At 72.0% G+C, this 17,884-nt stretch carries 18 protein-coding genes and 2 pseudogenes; 12 read left to right on the forward strand and 8 right to left on the reverse strand.

Annotated elements, in window-relative coordinates:
* Nucleotides 1-281: 281 nt before the first annotated feature.
* A complete protein-coding gene (locus ACGFQC_RS10575; RefSeq protein WP_393288048.1) occupies nucleotides 282-1,250 on the forward strand; it encodes a glycoside hydrolase family 26 protein in 969 nt (322 codons plus the stop codon).
* A gap of 72 nt (nucleotides 1,251-1,322) precedes the next feature.
* Nucleotides 1,323-2,234, forward strand: coding sequence for a M23 family metallopeptidase (locus ACGFQC_RS10580; RefSeq protein WP_363087590.1), 912 nt, complete (start codon nucleotides 1,323-1,325; stop codon nucleotides 2,232-2,234).
* A 21-nt stretch (nucleotides 2,235-2,255) separates the two neighbouring features.
* Here the strand turns inward: ACGFQC_RS10580 and ACGFQC_RS10585 are convergent, their stop codons facing one another.
* Nucleotides 2,256-2,756, reverse strand: a complete 501-nt coding sequence (locus ACGFQC_RS10585) for a hypothetical protein (RefSeq protein WP_363087591.1) — start codon at nucleotides 2,754-2,756, stop codon at nucleotides 2,256-2,258.
* 196 nt (nucleotides 2,757-2,952) lie between these two features.
* Between ACGFQC_RS10585 and ACGFQC_RS10590 the strand changes: the two genes are divergently transcribed.
* Nucleotides 2,953-3,483: a hypothetical protein gene (locus ACGFQC_RS10590; protein ID WP_363087592.1), complete on the forward strand. Its 531-nt coding sequence runs from the start codon at nucleotides 2,953-2,955 to the stop codon at nucleotides 3,481-3,483.
* Between the two features lie 170 nt (nucleotides 3,484-3,653).
* On the opposite strand, the gene ACGFQC_RS10595 is transcribed toward ACGFQC_RS10590, so the two are convergent.
* Entirely contained in the window at nucleotides 3,654-4,709 is a 1,056-nt protein-coding gene (locus ACGFQC_RS10595) for a saccharopine dehydrogenase NADP-binding domain-containing protein (RefSeq protein WP_363087593.1), read from the reverse strand.
* A gap of 110 nt (nucleotides 4,710-4,819) precedes the next feature.
* Between ACGFQC_RS10595 and ACGFQC_RS10600 the strand changes: the two genes are divergently transcribed.
* Nucleotides 4,820-5,785 (forward strand): helix-turn-helix domain-containing protein, encoded by a 966-nt coding sequence (locus tag ACGFQC_RS10600; protein ID WP_363087594.1) that lies wholly within the window; start codon nucleotides 4,820-4,822, stop codon nucleotides 5,783-5,785.
* Nucleotides 5,786-5,885: 100 nt separating this feature from the next.
* Nucleotides 5,886-6,359, forward strand: a complete 474-nt coding sequence (locus ACGFQC_RS10605) for a carboxymuconolactone decarboxylase family protein (protein WP_363087595.1) — start codon at nucleotides 5,886-5,888, stop codon at nucleotides 6,357-6,359.
* Between the two features lie 78 nt (nucleotides 6,360-6,437).
* On the opposite strand, the gene ACGFQC_RS10610 is transcribed toward ACGFQC_RS10605, so the two are convergent.
* Complete coding sequence (locus tag ACGFQC_RS10610; RefSeq protein WP_363087596.1) at nucleotides 6,438-7,346, reverse strand: hypothetical protein; 909 nt, start codon at nucleotides 7,344-7,346, stop codon at nucleotides 6,438-6,440.
* 33 nt (nucleotides 7,347-7,379) lie between these two features.
* Complete coding sequence (locus tag ACGFQC_RS10615) at nucleotides 7,380-7,793, reverse strand: ATP-binding protein (RefSeq protein WP_363087597.1); 414 nt, start codon at nucleotides 7,791-7,793, stop codon at nucleotides 7,380-7,382.
* Between the two features lie 237 nt (nucleotides 7,794-8,030).
* Here ACGFQC_RS10615 and ACGFQC_RS10620 point away from each other — a divergent pair, with 237 nt between their 5' ends.
* Genes ACGFQC_RS10620 through ACGFQC_RS10630 form a run of 3 tightly spaced genes read left to right on the forward strand, consistent with a single transcriptional unit; the run spans nucleotide 8,031 to nucleotide 9,259 of the window.
* Complete coding sequence (locus ACGFQC_RS10620) at nucleotides 8,031-8,834, forward strand: helix-turn-helix transcriptional regulator (RefSeq protein WP_363087598.1); 804 nt, start codon at nucleotides 8,031-8,033, stop codon at nucleotides 8,832-8,834.
* 10 nt (nucleotides 8,835-8,844) lie between these two features.
* Nucleotides 8,845-9,033, forward strand: a complete 189-nt coding sequence (locus ACGFQC_RS10625; RefSeq protein ID WP_363087599.1) for a DUF397 domain-containing protein — start codon at nucleotides 8,845-8,847, stop codon at nucleotides 9,031-9,033.
* A 37-nt stretch (nucleotides 9,034-9,070) separates the two neighbouring features.
* Complete coding sequence (locus ACGFQC_RS10630) at nucleotides 9,071-9,259, forward strand: DUF397 domain-containing protein (RefSeq protein WP_363087600.1); 189 nt, start codon at nucleotides 9,071-9,073, stop codon at nucleotides 9,257-9,259.
* Here the strand turns inward: ACGFQC_RS10630 and ACGFQC_RS10635 are convergent.
* Nucleotides 9,256-10,050 carry an MOSC domain-containing protein gene (locus tag ACGFQC_RS10635; protein ID WP_363087601.1) on the reverse strand — a complete coding sequence of 265 codons (795 nt, stop codon included), beginning with the start codon at nucleotides 10,048-10,050 and terminating at the stop codon, nucleotides 9,256-9,258. The genes ACGFQC_RS10630 and ACGFQC_RS10635 overlap by 4 nt on opposite strands.
* A 166-nt stretch (nucleotides 10,051-10,216) precedes the next feature.
* Between ACGFQC_RS10635 and ACGFQC_RS10640 the strand changes: the two genes are divergently transcribed.
* On the forward strand, nucleotides 10,217-10,972 hold the full coding sequence (locus ACGFQC_RS10640; protein ID WP_363087602.1) for a DUF4142 domain-containing protein: 756 nt from the start codon (nucleotides 10,217-10,219) through the stop codon (nucleotides 10,970-10,972).
* Between the two features lie 22 nt (nucleotides 10,973-10,994).
* On the opposite strand, the gene ACGFQC_RS10645 is transcribed toward ACGFQC_RS10640, so the two are convergent.
* Nucleotides 10,995-12,683, reverse strand: a complete 1,689-nt coding sequence (locus tag ACGFQC_RS10645; RefSeq protein WP_363087603.1) for a glycoside hydrolase family 13 protein — start codon at nucleotides 12,681-12,683, stop codon at nucleotides 10,995-10,997.
* 279 nt (nucleotides 12,684-12,962) lie between these two features.
* Between ACGFQC_RS10645 and ACGFQC_RS10650 the strand changes: the two genes are divergently transcribed.
* Nucleotides 12,963-13,904, forward strand: a complete 942-nt coding sequence (locus ACGFQC_RS10650; RefSeq protein ID WP_363087604.1) for an LAETG motif-containing sortase-dependent surface protein — start codon at nucleotides 12,963-12,965, stop codon at nucleotides 13,902-13,904.
* A gap of 148 nt (nucleotides 13,905-14,052) precedes the next feature.
* Here the strand turns inward: ACGFQC_RS10650 and ACGFQC_RS10655 are convergent, their stop codons facing one another.
* Entirely contained in the window at nucleotides 14,053-15,213 is a 1,161-nt protein-coding gene (locus ACGFQC_RS10655; protein ID WP_363087605.1) for an ATP-binding protein, read from the reverse strand.
* Nucleotides 15,214-15,315: 102 nt separating this feature from the next.
* On the opposite strand from ACGFQC_RS10655, the pseudogene ACGFQC_RS10660 reads away from it, so the two are divergent.
* Nucleotides 15,316-15,777, forward strand: a pseudogene (locus ACGFQC_RS10660) (DUF4158 domain-containing protein); the annotation flags it as partial.
* A gap of 226 nt (nucleotides 15,778-16,003) precedes the next feature.
* Nucleotides 16,004-17,248, forward strand: a pseudogene (locus ACGFQC_RS10665) (transposase); the annotation flags it as partial.
* 42 nt (nucleotides 17,249-17,290) lie between these two features.
* On the opposite strand, the gene ACGFQC_RS10670 reads toward ACGFQC_RS10665, so the two are convergent.
* The gene (locus tag ACGFQC_RS10670) at nucleotides 17,291-17,884 is read right to left on the reverse strand and encodes a TetR/AcrR family transcriptional regulator (RefSeq protein WP_363087606.1); all 594 of its coding nucleotides are present in this window, start codon (nucleotides 17,882-17,884) and stop codon (nucleotides 17,291-17,293) included.

Consider the following 17,884-nt stretch of genomic DNA (forward strand, 5'->3'; position numbering starts at 1 on the left):
CCCTCGGCCCACCCACCGTACGAACGCGCCCCACGCGTCCCGGGAGAGCCTGTGAGCACCCTGTGAGAGGGGTAAATCCCTTGCACGGGTTGCCTGTTGACCCCGACTTCCTCCGAACGGCGACCGTGCCGGAGCGGGCGGGCGCCGTCGGCGTGCTCCTGGTGCGGGAACCGGTCGTGGTCCGGGGGTGACGCCCGAACTGCTCTGCGGGTCCGACTCCGTCCGGGTGCCGCGGGGCCGGTCGCGCCTGCCGGTGCGCGGGCGGCCGTCATCCTGAACCGGTGCCCCAGCTCCTTCGTGTCGTCGTCGGGGCGGTCCTCGCCGCCGTCGCCCTGGTCGCCTGGCCCGCCTGCGTGCCGCCCGGGGGCGGGCCGCCGGTGCCCGCGGGGGCGTTCGGGGCGTACGTCGGGTACGACGGCGCCGGGGTGCGGCGGATCGCGGGACTGGACGGGTGGGTGGGGGCCGCGACACCCCGGGTCGGGCGGGCGTACCTGCCCGGGGACCGGTGGAGCAACATCGAGGGGGCACCCGGCTACCTGGAGCACTGGGCGCGGTGGCGGACGGCCCGCGCGGACCGGATGTTCGTGCTGAACGTGCCGATGCTGGAGCGCACCGAGGAGCAACTGCCCGACACCGTCGTCCGGGCGGAGCTGCGGGCGGGGGCGCGCGGTGCGTACGACGGTCACTTCCGCGCCCTCGCCCGGCGGCTGGTCGGACTCGGGGTGCCGGACAGCGTGCTCGTCGTCGGCTGGGAGATGAACGGGATCACCTACACCCACCGCTGCGGGCCGGATCCCGTCGCCTGGAAGGCGTACTGGGCGCGGATCGTGGCGGCGATGCGGTCGGTGCCGGGGCAGCGGTTCCGGTTCGAGTTCACGCCGAGCCGGGGGCGGGACGCCGTCCCGTGGACGGACTGCTACCCCGGCGACGCCCACGTCGACGTCGTCGGCATGGACGCCTACGACCAGCCCGCGGGCATGTCCTTCGCGGAGCAGGTCGCCGAGCCGTACGGGCTGGCGGCGCACGTGCGGTTCGCGGCGGAGCACGGCAAGCCGGTGTCGTACCCGGAGTGGGGGCTGTTCCGGAACGGGGACAACGCCGCCTATGTGCGGGGCATGCTCGGCTGGTTCGCGCGGCAGCGGCCGCTGTACCAGACCGTCACCGACTACTGCCCGCACGGGGTGTGGCGGTGCCGGGACAATCCGCGGGCGTCGGCCGCCTACCGGGCGGGTGTCCCGGGCACGCGCTGACGGCGGGTCCGTTCGGCTGAACGCCGGGCGTGCCGTCCCGCCCGCCACGACCACCGGTCCGATGATCCCAGGATGCGACGAGAACACCACGCGCGCCTTCCGCGGACGTGCCTCGCCCCCGCGCGCAAGCACCTGGCCGCCCGCCCGTCCACCCTGGCGGCCGTGCTGGTCGCGGGTGTGCTGGTGGCGCTCACCGCGGTGCCCGCCGGGGCGGCGAACCACGCGGTCCCTGCCGCCGCACCGCCCGCAGCACCGCCCGCCGGGGCGGCAAGCCGTGCGGTCCCCTCCGGGGCGGGGAGCACGGCGGTCCGCGGGGGGACCGTCCGGGCGGCCGTACGGGCCCACGAGAAGGCCCGCGCCCGCGTCGACCGGCTGCGCGCGCAGGACGCCGGTGCCACGGAGGTCCGGGCCGCCGAACGCCGCCGCAAGGCCATCCGGGCCGGGCTGTGGGACGCGCTGTGGTCGGTGGCCCGCGCCACGGGGGACCCCGTCGCCGTCGACCCCTCCGGACGTGCGGGCCGCTGCCCGGCCGCCCGCGCCCGCAACCGCAGCCGGGCGCCCGAGGGCCGGGACGGGGACTGGACGGCGCCGACCCGCCGTTACCGGCTCTCCGCCGCTTACGCCGCCCGCGGCTCCCGCTGGGCCCACCGGCACACCGGCCAGGACTTCGCCGTGCCCGGCGGGACCCCCGTGTACGCCGTCGGCCCCGGCACCGTCCGCGCGACGACCTGCGGCGACGGCTTCGGCAACCAGGTCGTCGTCCGCCACCCGGACGGCTACTTCACGCAGTACGCCCACCTGTCGCGCATCGACGTCCGCAAGGGGGAGCGGGTCGCGGCGGGCCGGCGCCTCGGCCTCGCCGGCGCGACCGGCAACGCCACCGGCCCGCACCTGCACTTCGAGGTGCGGATCACGCCGTACATGGGGTCCGCGGTGGCACCGCTGCCCTGGCTGCGGAGGAAGTCGGTGGACGTCGGCGGGTGACGGGCGCGCCGGCCGGCGTCCTCAGCCCGCCCGTCCCGGCGCCGCCGGCCGGTACACCGCGAGGGCCCAGATCACGAACACGTCGATGGCGATCAGGACGATCGACCAGACCGGGGCGTACGGCAGGAACAGGAACTGCAGGACCAGGCTGACGGAGGCGAGGACGATGCCGGTGACGCGGGCCCAGGCCGCGCCCTTGAGGATGCCCCAGCCGGCCACCGCGGCCACCACGCCGACGATCAGCAGGATCCAGCCCCAGCCGGTGAGGTTGATCTTGTAGACGTAGTCGCCGATCCGGCCGTACACGTCGTCCTCGGCGATCGCGGCGATGCCCTGGAAGACGGCGAGGACTCCGTTGACCAGCATCAGCACGCCCGCGAAGACGGCTCCGCCGGCGGCCAGGCCGCTCTCGGCGGGCGGCCTCGACGACCAGCCGCCCGTGCCGGTGGGACCGGTGCCCTGGTGGGAGGGATCCCAGACGGGAGAGCCCTGGCGACTTCCGGGCTGTGACGCTTCGGCCATGGCCGTGCCCACCTCTCTGTCTCGCTGTCTCCCCGCCGGGTGTTCCGCTCCCTCGACCATCCGTCCAGGCGACGGCCGCCACCACGGGAACTGCGCCGTGCGGGTGAGCCGGCATGCGCGGCGGGACGGGCGGACCTTCACTGGGTGGAGGACCCGCCGACCCCCGACCGCCCCCACCCCCGACGCCGGAGGCACCATGCCCGCCCACCGCACCCGCCCGGCCAGGCCGGCCGCGCTCACCGCGACCTGCGCCGCCGCGCTGCTCGGCCTCACCGCTCTCACGGGCTGCTCGGACGAGAACAACCCCTCGGGGGTGGCCAGCCGGGCCGCGTCCGCGGCGGAGTCGGCCCGTGACGAGGCGACCGCCGCCGCGTCCTCGCTCGCCTCCCGGGCCACGGAGGGCTTCGCGTCGGCGACCGCGGAGGCGGGCCGCAAGCTGGACGGGATCACGGGCGGGACGGAGGTGAAGGGCGACGTGAAGGCCGGCCCTCCGAAGACGGACGGCGACCGCACCACGGCCGAGGTGACCGCCGCCAACACCGACGACACGGCGAGGTCCTTCTCCGTCCAGGTCGACTTCACCGACCAGGACGGCACATGGCGCGACACGGTCGTCGTCACCGTCTCCGACGTCCCGGCCGGAAAGTCCGGCACGGCGACGGCCCGCAGCAACCGTCAGCTCTCGGGCGAGGTGAAGGCGGAGGTGGCGCGGGCGGTGCGGTACTGAGCGCCGTACCGAGGGCTTGGCGGGTGCGGGGCGGTGCCGCACCGAGGGCATGGCGGCCGCGGACGGCGCCGCGCCGTACGGGTGGCGGGTGGGGGCGGTGCCGCGCCGAAGGCGTGGCGGCCGTGGACGGTGCCGCACCGTACGGGTGGCGGCCGTGGGCCACCGTGGACCTACCGCGAGCGGGAGGCCTCCCGCTCGCTCACGTCGAGCGTCAGGTGCGCCGGCAGGGCGCGCAGGAAGTCGGGGGCGTCGAAGAGGGCGCCGGCGGAGGCGACGCCGGTCGTCCGGGTGCGGCCGGTCAGGATGCGGTGCACCGCCTCGACGACGAGGGGCGCGGTGACGGCGTAGATGTCCCGGCCGCGTGCCACGGCCCGCCGCTCGGTGGCGCCGGAGCGGACGACGACGTCGACGAGGAAGGTCTGCGCGGACCGGCCGCGCTCGTCGACGGCGGTCGGCGCCGGGGTGTCCGGGGAGGCCAGGTCCCTGGCCGCCTCCAGGGCCATCGCGGTGCGCACCTCGGGGACGGACAGGTGGCTGGGGAGGGTGACGACGTCGGCCATGGTGAACTCGTCGACGACGGTCCGCCGGCCCAGCGGGGCCGGGAACTCCCACTCCAGCAGCGGCTGTTCGTCGTGGTGGTACTCCAGCCGGCCGCCCGTGTAGCGGACGTGGCGGCCGTCGCGGCGCTCGCGGGAGACCCGGCCCGCGGTGCGTGTCCCGGCGGTGGGGTGCCAGCCGCTGAGGCCGTAGGCGACGCGCGCCTCGTCCGCCGCCGTCCAGTCGCCCATGGCCGTGGTGGCGAGCAGGTCGCCGAGGCCGCCGAAGAACGCCATCGCGGGCAGGACCACCGCTCCCTCGGCGCGGGCCCGGTCCCCGTACCGCGCGAAGGTGTCGACGTTGGCCTCGATCTCCGCGGCCACGTCGACATAGGGGATCCCGGCGCGCAGGGCCGCCTCGACGACGGGCCCGGCGGTCGTGGCGAAGGGCCCGGCGCAGTTGACGACGGCCGCCGCACCGGCCAGCGCGCGGTCGAGCGAGGCGGGGTCCTCGGCGGTGGCCGGCCGCACGTCGAGTCCGGCGGGCCCGCGCGCCGCCAGGTCCCGCAGTCCGCCGGCGTCCCGTCCGGACAGCACGGGGACGAAGCCCCGGTCCAGCAGTTCCGCCACGACGAACCGCCCGGTGTGCCCGTACGCGCCGAACACCGTCACCGTCTGACCCGATCGCATGCTTCTCCCCGTCCGCCACGTGCTCCACGTCGTCCTGACCCCCGCATCCTCGCCCGCGGGGCGGTCCGCCCACGAGTGTCCGGAACGACATGCCCCGTACACTTCCGGACATGGACACCGGGGGAGCCGGGCGGACCGGCGGCACCGTCGCGCTGGCCGTCACCGACGGCATGCTGCACTTCGAACTCTCCATCGCCCAGGAGGTGTTCGGATCCGCACCCGCCGATGTGACCGTCCCCTGGTACGACCTCTCGGTGTGCGGGACGGACGCGGTGCGGGTCGGCCGGTTCCGGCTGGAGCCCGACCGGGGCCTCGACCGGCTGCCGTACGCCGACCTCGTGATCGTCCCCGGCTGGGCGGACGTCGACGTGGCCCCGCCCGCCGGCCTGGTCGACGCGGTGCGGGCCGCCCACGAGGCCGGTGCGCGCGTGGCCTCCCTGTGCACAGGCGCGTTCGTGCTGGCCGCCGCCGGACTCCTGGACGGCAGGCGGGCCACCACCCACTGGGCCCACACCGACGTCCTCGCCGCCCGCCACCCGGAGGTCGAGGTCGACCCCGACGTCCTCTACGTCGACGGCGGCACCGTCCTCACCTCCGCCGGCAAGGCCGCCGCACTCGACCTGTGCCTGCACCTGGTCCGCCTCGACCACGGCTCCTCGGTCGCCAACTCCGTCGCCCGCCGTCTCGTCGTACCACCCCACCGGGCGGGCGGACAGGCCCAGTTCGTCGCCGCGCCCGTCCCGGACCGGGACGACCACCCCCTCGCCGCGCTGCTCCCCTGGATCATCGACCGCCTCGACCGGCCGCTCACCGTGGAGGACCTGGCCCGCCAGGCGCGGATGAGCTCCCGCCACCTCGGCCGCCACTTCCGTACGGCGACCGGCACCAGCCCCCTCCAGTGGCTCCTCACCCAACGCATCCGCCGCGCACAGGAGTTGCTGGAGACCACGGACCACAGCGTCGAGGCCGTCGCCGCCGCCACCGGCATGGGCACGGCGGCGACCCTGCGGCGCCACTTCAACCGCACGCTCGGCGTCCCGCCGGACACGTACCGGCGGACCTTCCGCGCCGGGTGACGCAGGTCACTCCGCCCCGGTGTCAGGACGGCGGGCGCTGTCCGGTCAGGGAGGTGCAGGCACACACACCGCACCACCCACCACGACACAGGAGCCCAGCATGGAAGCCCGGTTGAACATCATGGCCAGCCCCGTCGCGGCCAAGGCCATGAAGCACATCGTCGCCGCCGCCATGACCCTCGGCGAGTCGACGCTGCCCGCCTCGACCCGCGAACTGGTCATGCTGCGCGCCAGTCAGATCAACGGCTGCGCGGGCTGCGTCGACATGCACACCAAGGACGCCACGGCCGCCGGGGAGACCGCGCAGCGCCTCCACCTGGTCGCGGCCTGGCGCGAGGCCAAGGTCTTCACCGACGCCGAACGCGCCGCCCTCGAACTGGCGGAGGAGGGCACCCGCATCGCCGACGCGGCCGGCGGCGTCCCCGACGAGGTGTGGGCCAACGCCGCCAAGCACTACGACGAGGAGCAGCTCGCCGACCTGGTCGTCCAGATCGCCCTCATCAACGCCTTCAACCGCGGCAACGTGATCACCCAGCAGCCCGCCGGGGACTACGTGGTGGGCCAGTACCACTGACGGGACCGGACGACGGCCGTCCCCCCGGGCGACGGATGTCCGGGGGGACGGGCCGTCTGCCTGTGACCCGGCACGGGATCAGCCGGCGGCGAAGAGGTCGGCGGCGATGGTGGCGTGCACGGCGCGCTGGGACCAGGTGGTCAGCTGGTCGAGGTCGGTGCAGGCCTGGACCCGTGCGCGGATGTCATCGGGTACGTCGATGCCGCGCCAGCGCAGGATGTTCAGGGTCGTCTCCGCGAGTGCCTCGAGCCGCCCTTCTTCCCGGCCTTCTTCCCGGCCTTCTTCCCGGCCTTCTTCGCGCACTTCCTCGGCGAGCGGGTGCCGCCAGAAGTACTGGATCGTCGTCATCATGTCCCTCCACATCTGCCGGGCCCGGCTGTCCGCCAGGCACGAGTCGACGAACTGCACGAAGACCGCGGCGCTGTCGCGGTCGATGGTCCGCAGGGCGGCTGCCAGCGATTCCAGTATGGCGGGAGCCTCCCGGTCCCGGCCGTGCGTCATGGCCGACAGCACCGCGAGGGGTACGTCCCGCTCGGCCTCCCGCTCGTCCGCGATCACCGGCACGTTGTCCGGGCCGAGCACGAACGGCCGCACCGTCAGCGACGGGAACCCCCGCACCCCGAGGTGGATCGGCTCGGCCGCCCACCGGGCCGTGGCACTGTTCTGCGTGACCACGATCAACACCGGCTCGCACCGGTACTTCTCGTACAGATAGCTCAGGTAGTACGGCCAACTGCCCCGCTTCCTGTCGTCCGGCTTGCCCTGCGACTCCACCACCAGCAGGTACGCCCCCTCATCCGTCTCCGCCCGCAGCAGCGTGTCCACACGCCGCTCGACGGGCTCGATCTCGGTGAGGTCGACGTTCATCCCCGCGAAGTCGTACGGCTCGGGGAAGGGAACGCCCAACACCTGTTGCAGGGCACGCGTGAGCAGCGCGGGATCCTTCTGGAAGATCCGGTGCATGGCTTCATGCGACGAGCCGACCATCGGCTCTCCTCTCTGTGCGATCAGATCAACGAGCTATGCCACCGGCACGTCACACCACACGAACTTCCCCCGGTGCCCGAAGCGGGACAGCGGGTGCCAGCCCCACACCTCCGACAACGCCCGCACCAGCGCCGTGCCCCGGCCGTTCTCGGCGTCCGCCAGGTCCGCCACCTCGCGCGGCGGGTCGGGCGGCTCCGGGTCGGCGTCCCACACACCCACCCGCAGCACGCCGCCCGCCCAGCGGATACGCAGCGCCGCCGGGCCCTTCGTGTGCAGGACGGCGTTGGAGACCAGCTCCGAGGCGATCAGCTCCGCGGTGTCCACCAGGCCGATCAGGCCGTGCACGGTCAGGATCAGACGCAGCGTGCGGCGGGAGATGGGGACGGCCCTGACGTCGTTGGGGATGTACAGGGAGTACTCCCACGTGTCGGGGGTGCTTTCGGGCATGCGTCAACTCCGTCTGAGGCAGGGGTGGGTGAGGGCGCGGTGGCAGTGCCGCGGCCGTCACGGCAGGACGGGGCGGTGCGCTTCCACAGAGTGTTCACTACGTCACCGACGGTAGATCTAAATCTAGAGATGAAGCAAGCGGATCGCGTAATCTGACGCCGAACGAGTCGCGCGTGCACGCGCGTTGAACAGGAGAGCGGGCGATAGCTTGTGAGGCGCGAACCAACGGCACGGCAGATGCGTCTGGCCACCGAGTTGCGCAGACTTCGCGAGGCTGCGGGCCTCTCCTCCCGGGAGGCAGCAGCCCTGCTCGGGGTGAGCCCCGCCCAGATCACTCACATCGAGACCGGGCTCGCGGGAGTGAGCGAGAAGCGGCTCCGACGACTCGCGTCCCACTACGCCTGCACGGACGGCGAGTTCATCGACGCTCTGGTGGTCATGGCCACCGACCGGACACACGGCTGGTGGGAGGAGTACCGGGGCCTCCTGCCCACGTCGTTCCTGGACCTGTCGGAGCTGGACCATCACGCCACGTTCCGGCGTGACGTGGCCATCCTCTATGTACCCGGCCTGTTGCAGACGGAGGCGTACGCCCGTGCCGTCTTCGCCGCACGGGTGCCGGAACTCACTCCTGAGGAAATGGAGTTGCGGGTCCGCCACCGAATGGCGCGCCAGGACATCCGCATCCCGTACGAGGTGGTGATCCACGAAGCAGCACTACGCATCCGGGTCAGCAACCGGGCAGCCTCACGCAATCAGTTGCTGCGGCTGCTCGAGGTTTCCGAGACGGAGCACATCACCGTCCGTGTCATCCCGTTCGACCTGGACGACTTCGGAAGAGCCGCCAGCACGATGACCTACGTCGGCGGCCCCGTACCCAAGCTCGACACGGTCGTCCGGGATGTTCCCCATGGCTCGGCTTTCATCGACTCCGAGGCACAACTCAGCGCCTTTCGTACACGCTTCCGTAAAGTGGAGGCGGTGTCGCTCGACCCCGAAAGGTCGCGTGACTTCATTCACCGGATGGCGACGGACTTGTGAGGCACATGGCATGACCAGTCCCGAGAACTGGCAGAAGTCGTCCTACTCCGGCCCCGACGACGGCAACGACTGCCTCGAACTAGCCGCCACCCCCGCCACCCTCCACCTCCGCGAGAGCGACACCCCCACCACCGTCCTCACCACCACCCCCGCCCCCCTCGCCCACCTCCTCGACGCCATACGCGCCGAAGCCGTCTGAGACGGTGAGCACGAGGGGCACCAACGAGGAACCCGTCATGACCACCCCCGACAACTGGCAGAAGTCGTCCTACTCCGGTGGCGGAGACGGCTCCAACTGCCTCGAACTCGCCACCACCCCCACCACCCTCCACCTCCGCGAGAGCGACACCCCCACCACCGTCCTCACCACCACCCCCGCCCCCCTCGCCCACCTCCTCGACGCCATACGCGCCCGGGCCCTTTAACCCTCCGCGGCGTCCAGGACCTGCACCGCGTCCCCCACCGTCACCTTCCCCTCCCGCACCACCCTGAAGTACGCCCCGAAGACGGTGCCGCCGCCGTCCTGCGCGCGGCGGTGGTCCGCCAGGGTGCGCAGGGGTTCCGGGCCGGCCCTGCGGCCCGTCTCCTGGTCGACCATCGTGATCGCGCAGCGGACCGTCAGCTCGGTGAAGGCCAGTTCGGTGTCGCCGACCAGGAGGCGGGCGGCGGTGTCCTCGGTGTGCGGGGTGTCCCAGCCGTCCACGACGAGGTTGGGGCGGAAGCGGTTCATGGGGAGCGGGGCGACGCCGCGCTCGGCCAGGTGCCGGTTCAGCAGGTCCAGGCTCGCGCGTGAGACCACGTGCAGGCGGCTGTCGTTGGCCGCGGTGCCGCCGGGGGCCTGCCGTACGCGCAGCAGCCGGCTCGGGCGGCCGAGGACCCCGCTCACCCACGCGGCCGCCTCCTCGCCCTGGTCGACGGCGCCGTACGGCTGCCCCGGCACCTTCGTGACCTCCTCGCCCTCCCCGGTCACCCGCAGTTCGCCGCGGCCCGGCGCGTGCAGGACCACCCCGGCGCCGTCCTCCACGAGGCGGGGAGTGATCAGCGCCATCCGGGGGTCGCCCCCCTGCCAGCGCGGCCCGCCCGCCTCGTCGGTGATCACGTACGCCCGGTCGTGCCGTAGTCCGTCGGGCGTGATCAGCGCCTCGGACACCCTGATCCCGGCGCAGCTCTTCACCGGGTAGTACGTCAACTCCGTGACCCTCGCCCGTCCTGACACCACGGCTTCCTTTCCCCGGTCGGCTGATACGACAAGTTTTGCCGGAAGCGGTGAGTTCCGGCGGCCGTTCGTCCGTACTCCTGTGTGTTGGACCCCGCCGGCACGGACGAGCACGGGCGGTGTTCCCGATCAGGCAGGAGGAACGGTGCGCTTTTCGCGGAACGCGATGGGAACTGTCTTCGTGGGCGGCGCCCTGAGCTTGACCCTCGCGGCTCTGGCCTATCCGTCGATGCTGGGGCTGGACACGGTGTCCACCTCCAATGACCGGATCATCGCCAACACCCAGTGGGGGCCCCTGACCGAGGGCGACCGGGACTTCGTGGTCAAGGTGCGGGCGGCCGGGCTCTGGGAGTACCCCCTCGGGGTGATCGGACTGCAGAAGGGGCAGAGTCCGGCGGTCAAGACGGCCAGCGAGCACCTGATCGACGGTCACGCCTCCCTGGACACGACCTGCCGCAAGATGGCGCCCATGCTGAACATCACCCTGCCCAACGTGGCCAGTCCGCAGCAGGTGGCGTTCGTCAACCAGATCAACGCGAAGACGGGCAAGGACTTCGACGTCGAGTTCGCCAACATCCTCCGCATGACCCACGGTTCGATCTTCAACACCATCGCGAAGGTCCGCTCCACCACCAAGAACACCCTCATCCGGGCCCTGGCCGACCAGGCCAACGACACCGTCCTGGACCACATCACGGTGATGGAGCAGACCGGTCTGGTCGACTTCGAGCAGACCCTCTTCCAGCAGACCACCCCGCCGAAGCTCCCCTCGTCGGACCTGACCCCGCCGCCGCCGCCCGCGGGCCAGCCGATGGTCGTCCTCACCCCGCCGCCCACCGCCACGTCCACCCCCGTGGACATCGACGCCGCGGCGGCGGGAGCCGGGGTCGCTCCGGCGCCCGCCCCCACGCCGACGGGGTGAGGCCGTCGGCCTCAGGCGTCCGCTACGCCAGCCAGACCGTGGTGTCCGGGCCGATGCGGCCGTCCGCGGCCGGCGGGGCGCTGCTCAGCAGCACCTCGCCCGGCGGGCACGGCACCGGCGTGTCCGACAGGTTGGTGACGCACCGCCAGCCGTCCGAGCGGGTGAAGGCCAGCACGCCGGGCGGGGTGTCCTCCGCCCAGGTGAGGTCCTCGCCGTCCAGCAGTTTGCGGCGCAGGCGCAGGGCGGTGCGGTACAGCTCCAGGGTCGAGCCGTCCGTGCCGTCCTGGGCCTGGACGGCGTACCGCGCGAAGGACTCCGGCTGCGGGAGCCACGCGCCGCCCGTGCCGAAGCCGTACGACGGTCCCGTGGTCGTCCACGGCAACGGCACCCGGCAGCCGTCGCGGCCCTTGCGGACCCGGCCCGTCTGCTCCCACAGCGGGTCCTGGAGCACCTCCACGGGCAGGTCGGCGACCTCGGGCAGGCCGAGTTCCTCCCCCTGGTAGACGTACGACGATCCCGGCAGCGCCAGCATCAGCAGCGTGGCCGCGCGGGCGCGGCGCAGGCCGGCCTCCTCGTCGACGCGCGGGGCGCGGCCGCCGGACAGCAGCCAGGCGTTCTCGTCCGTGCCGGGCGGGAGCATCAGGCGCGAGGCGTGGCGGACGACGTCGTGGTTGGAGAGCACCCAGGTCGCGGAGGCGCCGACCGCGCGGGCCGTGGCGAGCGAGGACGTGATGACCTCGCGGACCGCCTCCGCGTCCCAGGGTGCTTGCAGGTACTCGAAGTTGAAGGCCTGGTTCAGTTCGTCGGGGCGGGCGTACAGCGCGCGGCGGGTGCCCGGCACCCAGGCCTCGGCGACCGCCGTGCGGGGCGGGGAGTAGGAGTCCAGGACGCGGCGCCAGTCGCGGTAGATGTCGTGGACCTCGTCGCGGTCGTAGAAGGGGTGGCTGCCGGGGGTGAGGGTGGCGAGCACGTCCTCGGCCCCCGCTCCCGCGGCGCCGAGGTCGCGCAGCGGCTCGGTCAGGTCCTTGGCCAGGGCGTGGGCCACGTCCACGCGGAAGCCGTCGACGCCCCGGTCCGACCAGAAGCGCAGGGTGGTGCGGAAGTCCTCGCGGATCTCGTCGTGGTCCCAGTTGAGGTCGGGCTGCTCGCGGGCGAAGAGGTGCAGGTACCACTGGCCGTCCGGGGCGCGCTCCCAGGCGCTGCCGCCGAACACCGACTGCCAGTCGGTGGGCGGGAGTTCGCCGTGCGCGCCGCGCCCGTCGCGGAAGACGTAGCGGTCGCGGGCCGGGGAGCCGGGTCCGGCGGCCAGCGCCTCCCGGAACCAGACGTGCCGGTGCGAGGTGTGGTTGGGGACGATGTCGACGATCACCTTCAGCCCGAGACGGTGGGCCTCGGCGACCAGCGCGTCGAAGTCGGCCAGGGAGCCCAGGCGCGGGTCGACGTCCCGGGGGTCGATGACGTCGTAGCCGCCGTCGGCCAGCTCGGACGGGTAGAACGGGCTGAGCCAGAGCGCGTCGACGCCGAGCGCGCCGAGGTGCGGGAGGCGTCCGGTGATCCCCCTCAGGTCGCCGAGGCCGTCGCCGTCGGCGTCGGCGAAGCTGCGCGGATAGACCTGGTAGACGACGGCCTGGCGCCACCAGTGGGGGTCGCGGGCGGAGAAGTCGGGGGCGGGTGGCTGGTCTGTCCCGGTTGCGGGCGCGGAGTCGGTCACGCACACAAGCCTGTCCACTTTGCCGGGAAGGCGAACGTCCGCACCTTGCGGAGTGGATCATTCCGTACGTGGGGGAGATGTGACGGAATCTCGAACTGCCCTGTGTTTGCCGCAGTTTGACAGGCCTCCGCCCCGCGACCCACGATGAGCGCACACCGTGGCGCATGTGACCGATGGGCCCGGTGTTTCTTCCGAACCCCGAGCTGCGCCGTCACCCGGGCATCGCCGTGCCGCGAGGCCGCCGTGACGGGCACTCGCACTCGCCAAGATGGGAATCGCATGTCCATAGCGAGACGTGTTTCCGTGCGCCGCCTGCTGGGGACGGGCGCCGCGTCACTCGCCCTGTGCACCGCGTCCGTCGCCGCCGCCTCCGGGGCCTGGGCCGGCACCGGGACGCCCGGCGGCGACGGCTGGAAGTCCGGCGGCCAGTACCAGCCGGGCACCGGGGCGGGCACGGAGACGGGGACCGACCGCTGCCAGTTCTCCCTCGACGGCACGAACTTCCACGACTCCGTCAAGGTCGACGACCAGAACCTGAAGCCGACCGGCGACGGCAAGGTCCACCTCACCGTGCGGGCCGCCGACAAGGCCGCCACCTGCACCGCCTCGCTCGCCTCCTACCTGGCCCACGGTCCGGACTTCCGGACCTCCGGCGAGCAGGTCTTCGTCGACTTCGACACCGTGACGGTCAAGCCCGGCACCACCGGCACCCTCGACATCGCCGTGCCCGACGCGGGCTGCTACGCGCAGATCGACCTCTACCGGGGCGCCGTGAAGTTCGACGGCAGGCTCGACGCCGAGGACGGCTTCGAACACGGCGACCTGCCCAAGGGCCCGGACCGCCCGGTCATCAAGGACAAGCTGATCGCGGCCTGGAACGGCGGCACGAAGTTCTGCGCCCCGTCCGAGGAGCCACCCGCCGAGGAGCCGCCGGCCGAGGAGCCCCCCGTCGAGCAGCCGCCCGCCGAGGAGCAACCCCCGGCCTCCCCGTCCACGGAGGCGCCGCCGTCCCCCGAGGCGCCTTCGGAGACCACTCCCGCGGCGACCCCGTCGACCTCCGCCCCGGCCGCGGCTCCCACCCCGAACGGCGGTGGCGGCGACCTCGCCGAGACCGGCGCCGACGGCAACACGCCCGTCATCGCGGGCGGCGCGGCGGCCCTGCTCCTGGGCGGCGCGGCGATCGTCGTGGCGACCCGGCGTCGCAAGGGCAGCCAGGCCTGAGCCCTGCCGCGAGCAGCGACGAGTGATCAGCGATCGCGCGAGCCGACCGTCCCGACGCCCCTGCGGCGCGGGGCGGTCGGCTTTCTCTCCCGTTGCCCGTCGACCGGCGCGGGTCTCGCACGAGGCTTCCTGAGCTTCGCCCCGCCCATCAGGGCAGCATGACCGTCGGCGTCGCACGACCGTAGAGTTCGTCGAGCCCGATCAGCAGGGCATGCCCTCGCTCCGCTTCGGCCCTCAGCGCGTCGCTGAATCCCGCGGCGCTGAAACAGGCCAGCCCACATCGCGTGGTGTCCATGCCTCGTCCCGTCAGGAGTTCCTTCGCCCGGCGGAGCCGCTCCAGGTGGTTCAGACCCATGACGGTCCCCCACTTCGCCTCGCCGAGCAGGGTGACGGCGGCCCTGGTCCCCCCGGATCCCGGTTCGACCGCGGCCACGTCGACCTGGATCTGCCGGCGTTCCCTCGGGTCGGTCACCACCCCGTGGCCGACCTCCCCCAGTGACGTGCCGAGCAGAGAACGACCCGGCCCGAGCACGTACTCCCGGCACACCGCCTCGAAGTGCGGACCGGCCACCTGGGCCGCGAAGCGCTCGGACGACTGCGCCCACACCTCTGCGGCCTGTCCGCTCTCAAGGCGTGCCCAGGCCGGGCGCATGACGGCCTCATAGAAGTTGATCAGCGGCTCGGTGATGCGGTACTGGGATTTCCCGGCCCGGAAGACGTCCGTCTCCCGCACCAACAGGTGGCTGTCCTCCAGGACATTGAGCGGATGAGAGATGTCCACGGACTTGCGCCCTATGTAACCGGCGATGCCACCTCGCGCCGTGTTGCCCTGCGCCACAGCGGCGAGGACCGAGTGGTAGAGCGCGGTGTCACGGATGTCCGCCTCCTCGGCAAGCAGATACCGCGCTTCCCGGAACAGCGGACTGAACGGCGCGAGGACGGTGCGGCAGACCCAGTCGTCGAAGTCGCCCATGCTCACCGGCACGTCGTCCGCCAGGAACTGACGACGGTATGCGGGAGTACCTCCGAGGACGGCGTGCAGCCGTGCGGCGAGCGCCGGGTCGTCGCCGACGCTCCAGAAGTCCGCGGCGGCCCGGTACCCGAAGGGCCGTACGACCAGTTCCAGCTGCGCCCGGCCACGCAGAGGAGCGGTACTGGCCGGCAGCCCGCCCATGACGGACATGGCCGAACCGCACAGGAGCAACCGCATACGGCTCTCCTCCACCTGGTGCCGGTCGATCTCACGCTGGATGAGTGAGGGCAGTTCCGGAGCCACCTTCACCAGGTACGGGAACTCGTCGATGACCACGAGGGGGTGTGACCGAGATACGGGTCAAAGGGGCAACGGGATGATCTTGAAGCCCTGAGCGCCGTCGGCCGTCACCCATTCGGCTCAGTGTCGTTGGTGGTGATGTTGAGCGTCGTCTGGGGCCTGGGGTGGGTTGTGACATCGATCGAACGGACCGCGTATCCACGGTTCAAGCGGCTGATCACCGCGCATGAGCTGCCTCTGTTCTTCTCGCCGACTCGCGATGAGCTTCAGTGGGCGGCTGATGCCACAGACTGCGATGAGCATCTGCTGGCCCTGTTGGTGATGTTGAAGTCGTACCGGCGCATGGGGTGTTTCCCGGCGCTGGAGGACGTCCCGGTGATGGTGGTGGACTTCGTGCGGCGGGCGGTGGAGCTGCCGGAGGGCACGCTGCCGGTGTACCGGGCGGAGAGGACGGCGAAGCATCACCGTGGCCTGGTCCGTAAGCGGGTCGGCGTGACGTACGACCAGGCCAGGGCCCGGGGGATCGTCGAGCAGTCGATCCGCAAGGAGGCCGCGGCGAAGAACCGCCCGGCGGATCTGATCAACATCGCGCTGGAGAAGGTAGTGGAGGCAGGGCTGGAGCTGCCCGGGTTCTCCACCTTCGACAAGATGGCCTCGAAGATCCGCACCGAGGTGAACGTCTCGATCCGCACGGGCATCCACGACCGCATGAGCACCGCTCAGCGGGCAGGGCTCATGCGGCTGCTGGAGGAGCGCGACAGCGACGGGACGACGCTGTTCAACCGGCTGAAGAAGCCCGCCAAGGGCCCGACCTGGTCGCACTTCAAGATTCGGCCCGCCGTCGGGCAACGAGCCCAAGCTCACCGACCCCTTGGGCCGCTACGTGATCGTCACGTTCGTCAAGGGCACCAACATGGGCCCGTACGAGGCCGCCCGGCACATCCCGGGCGTGAGCGGGCACGAGCTGTCGTACGTCGCCAACAAGCACTTCTCGATCGTGCTGCTGAACGAGGCGATCGCCGACCTGGTGAACGCGCATGCCCGCCTGGACATCTCGCAGGCGTGGGGCGACGGCACCACGGTGGCGGCGGACGGCACCCACATGGACACCTATCTCGACAACCTGCTCTCCGAGACGAGCGTCCGGTACGGCAAGCCGGGCGGCATCGCCTACCACCACGTCTCGGACACCTACATCGCGCTGTTCACGCACTTCATCCCGTGCGGGGTGTGGGAGGCCGTCTACATCATCGAGGGCCTGCTGAAGAACACCAGCGAGGTGCAGCCGACCACCGTGCACGCGGATACCCAAGGCCAGAGCTTCCCTGTCTTCGCGCTCGCCCACCTGCTGGGCTTCGATCTGATGCCCAGGATCAGAAACTGGAAGGAACTGACCTTCTACCGGCCGAGCAAGCAGACGGAGTACGTGCACATCGACGCCCTGTTCGGGGAGCCGGGCAAGCACGTCATCGACTTCGACCTGATCGAGTCCCAGTTCCGCCACCTGATGCGCGTGGCCGTCTCCGTACGCGAGGGCACCATCTCCTCCTCCACACTGCTCAAGCGCCTGCGCTCCGGGTCGAGGAAGAACGCCACCTACGCCGCGTTCCGCGAGGTCGGCCGCGTGATCCGCACCGTCCAGCTCCTGCGCTACCTCTCCGACGCACCGCTGCGTCGGCGGGTGACCGCGGCGACCAACAAGGTCGAGTCGTTCAACGGCTTCTCCCAGTGGATCGGCTTCGGCAACCGCGGCGTCATCGCCGACAACGACCCGATCGAGCAGGAGAAGGCGATGAAGTTCAACGCCTTGCTCACGAACGCGGTGATCTTCCACAACGCCCTGGACATCGCGGAGATCGTGCGGCAGCTGCTGGAGGAGGGATGGGCGATCGACCCGGAGGACCTGGCGCACATCTCGCCGTACCTGACCGAGCACATCAACCGGTTCGGCGAGTACAGCACGCACGAGCTCGGCATCCAGCCCGACGCGTACGACCCGAAGCTCGACGTCGACTTCACCCCGCTGCGCGAGCAGGACCTGACCACCGCCGGCCTCGGCCAAGCCGCGTGAGTCTCGCGATTCAGTAGAGCCGCACGCGCGATGTCGCCGAGGTCAGTGGTGTGGTCGGCGCAGCCCTGCGACGAGGAGTTCGACCATGCGGCGTGCGTCGTAGCGGGGATCGCTGTCCGCGCCGATGCAGAGGTTACCGACGCCGCGCATGAGCTGGTACGCATCGATGTCGGGGCGGATCTCGCCAGTGACGGCTGCGGCTTCGAGCAGCTCTGTGCAGACGGGTACGAGGCGGTCGAGGAAGTAGGCATGCAACGCCTCGAAGCCGGCGTTGTCGGCCTGCAGCACTGCGGCGAGTCCGTGTTTGGTGACCAGGAAATCAGCGAAGAGGTTGATCCACCGCCCTAGTGCGGAGTGCGGAGAAGGGCTAGTCGCCAGCAGGGCCGGACCGGCCTCGGCGCAGGCGTCGACCTGGTGCCGGTAGACGGCGATGATGAGGTCCGCTCGCGTCGGGAAGTGGCGGTAGATCGTGCCCACCCCGACGCCGGCCCTGGCCGCGATCTCGCGTACCGGCGCTTCCACGCCCGACGTGACGAAGACCGCGGCGGCCGCATCGAGTAGGGCCTTCTGGTTGCGCCGGACGTCCTTCCGCCTGGCCGGGGCCGCCTGCCCTGCACCCTCGTCGCTGTCGTTCAC

The sequence above is a fragment of the Streptomyces sp. NPDC048734 genome (genome assembly GCF_043198675.1).
Taxonomy (GTDB): Bacteria; Actinomycetota; Actinomycetes; order Streptomycetales; family Streptomycetaceae; genus Streptomyces.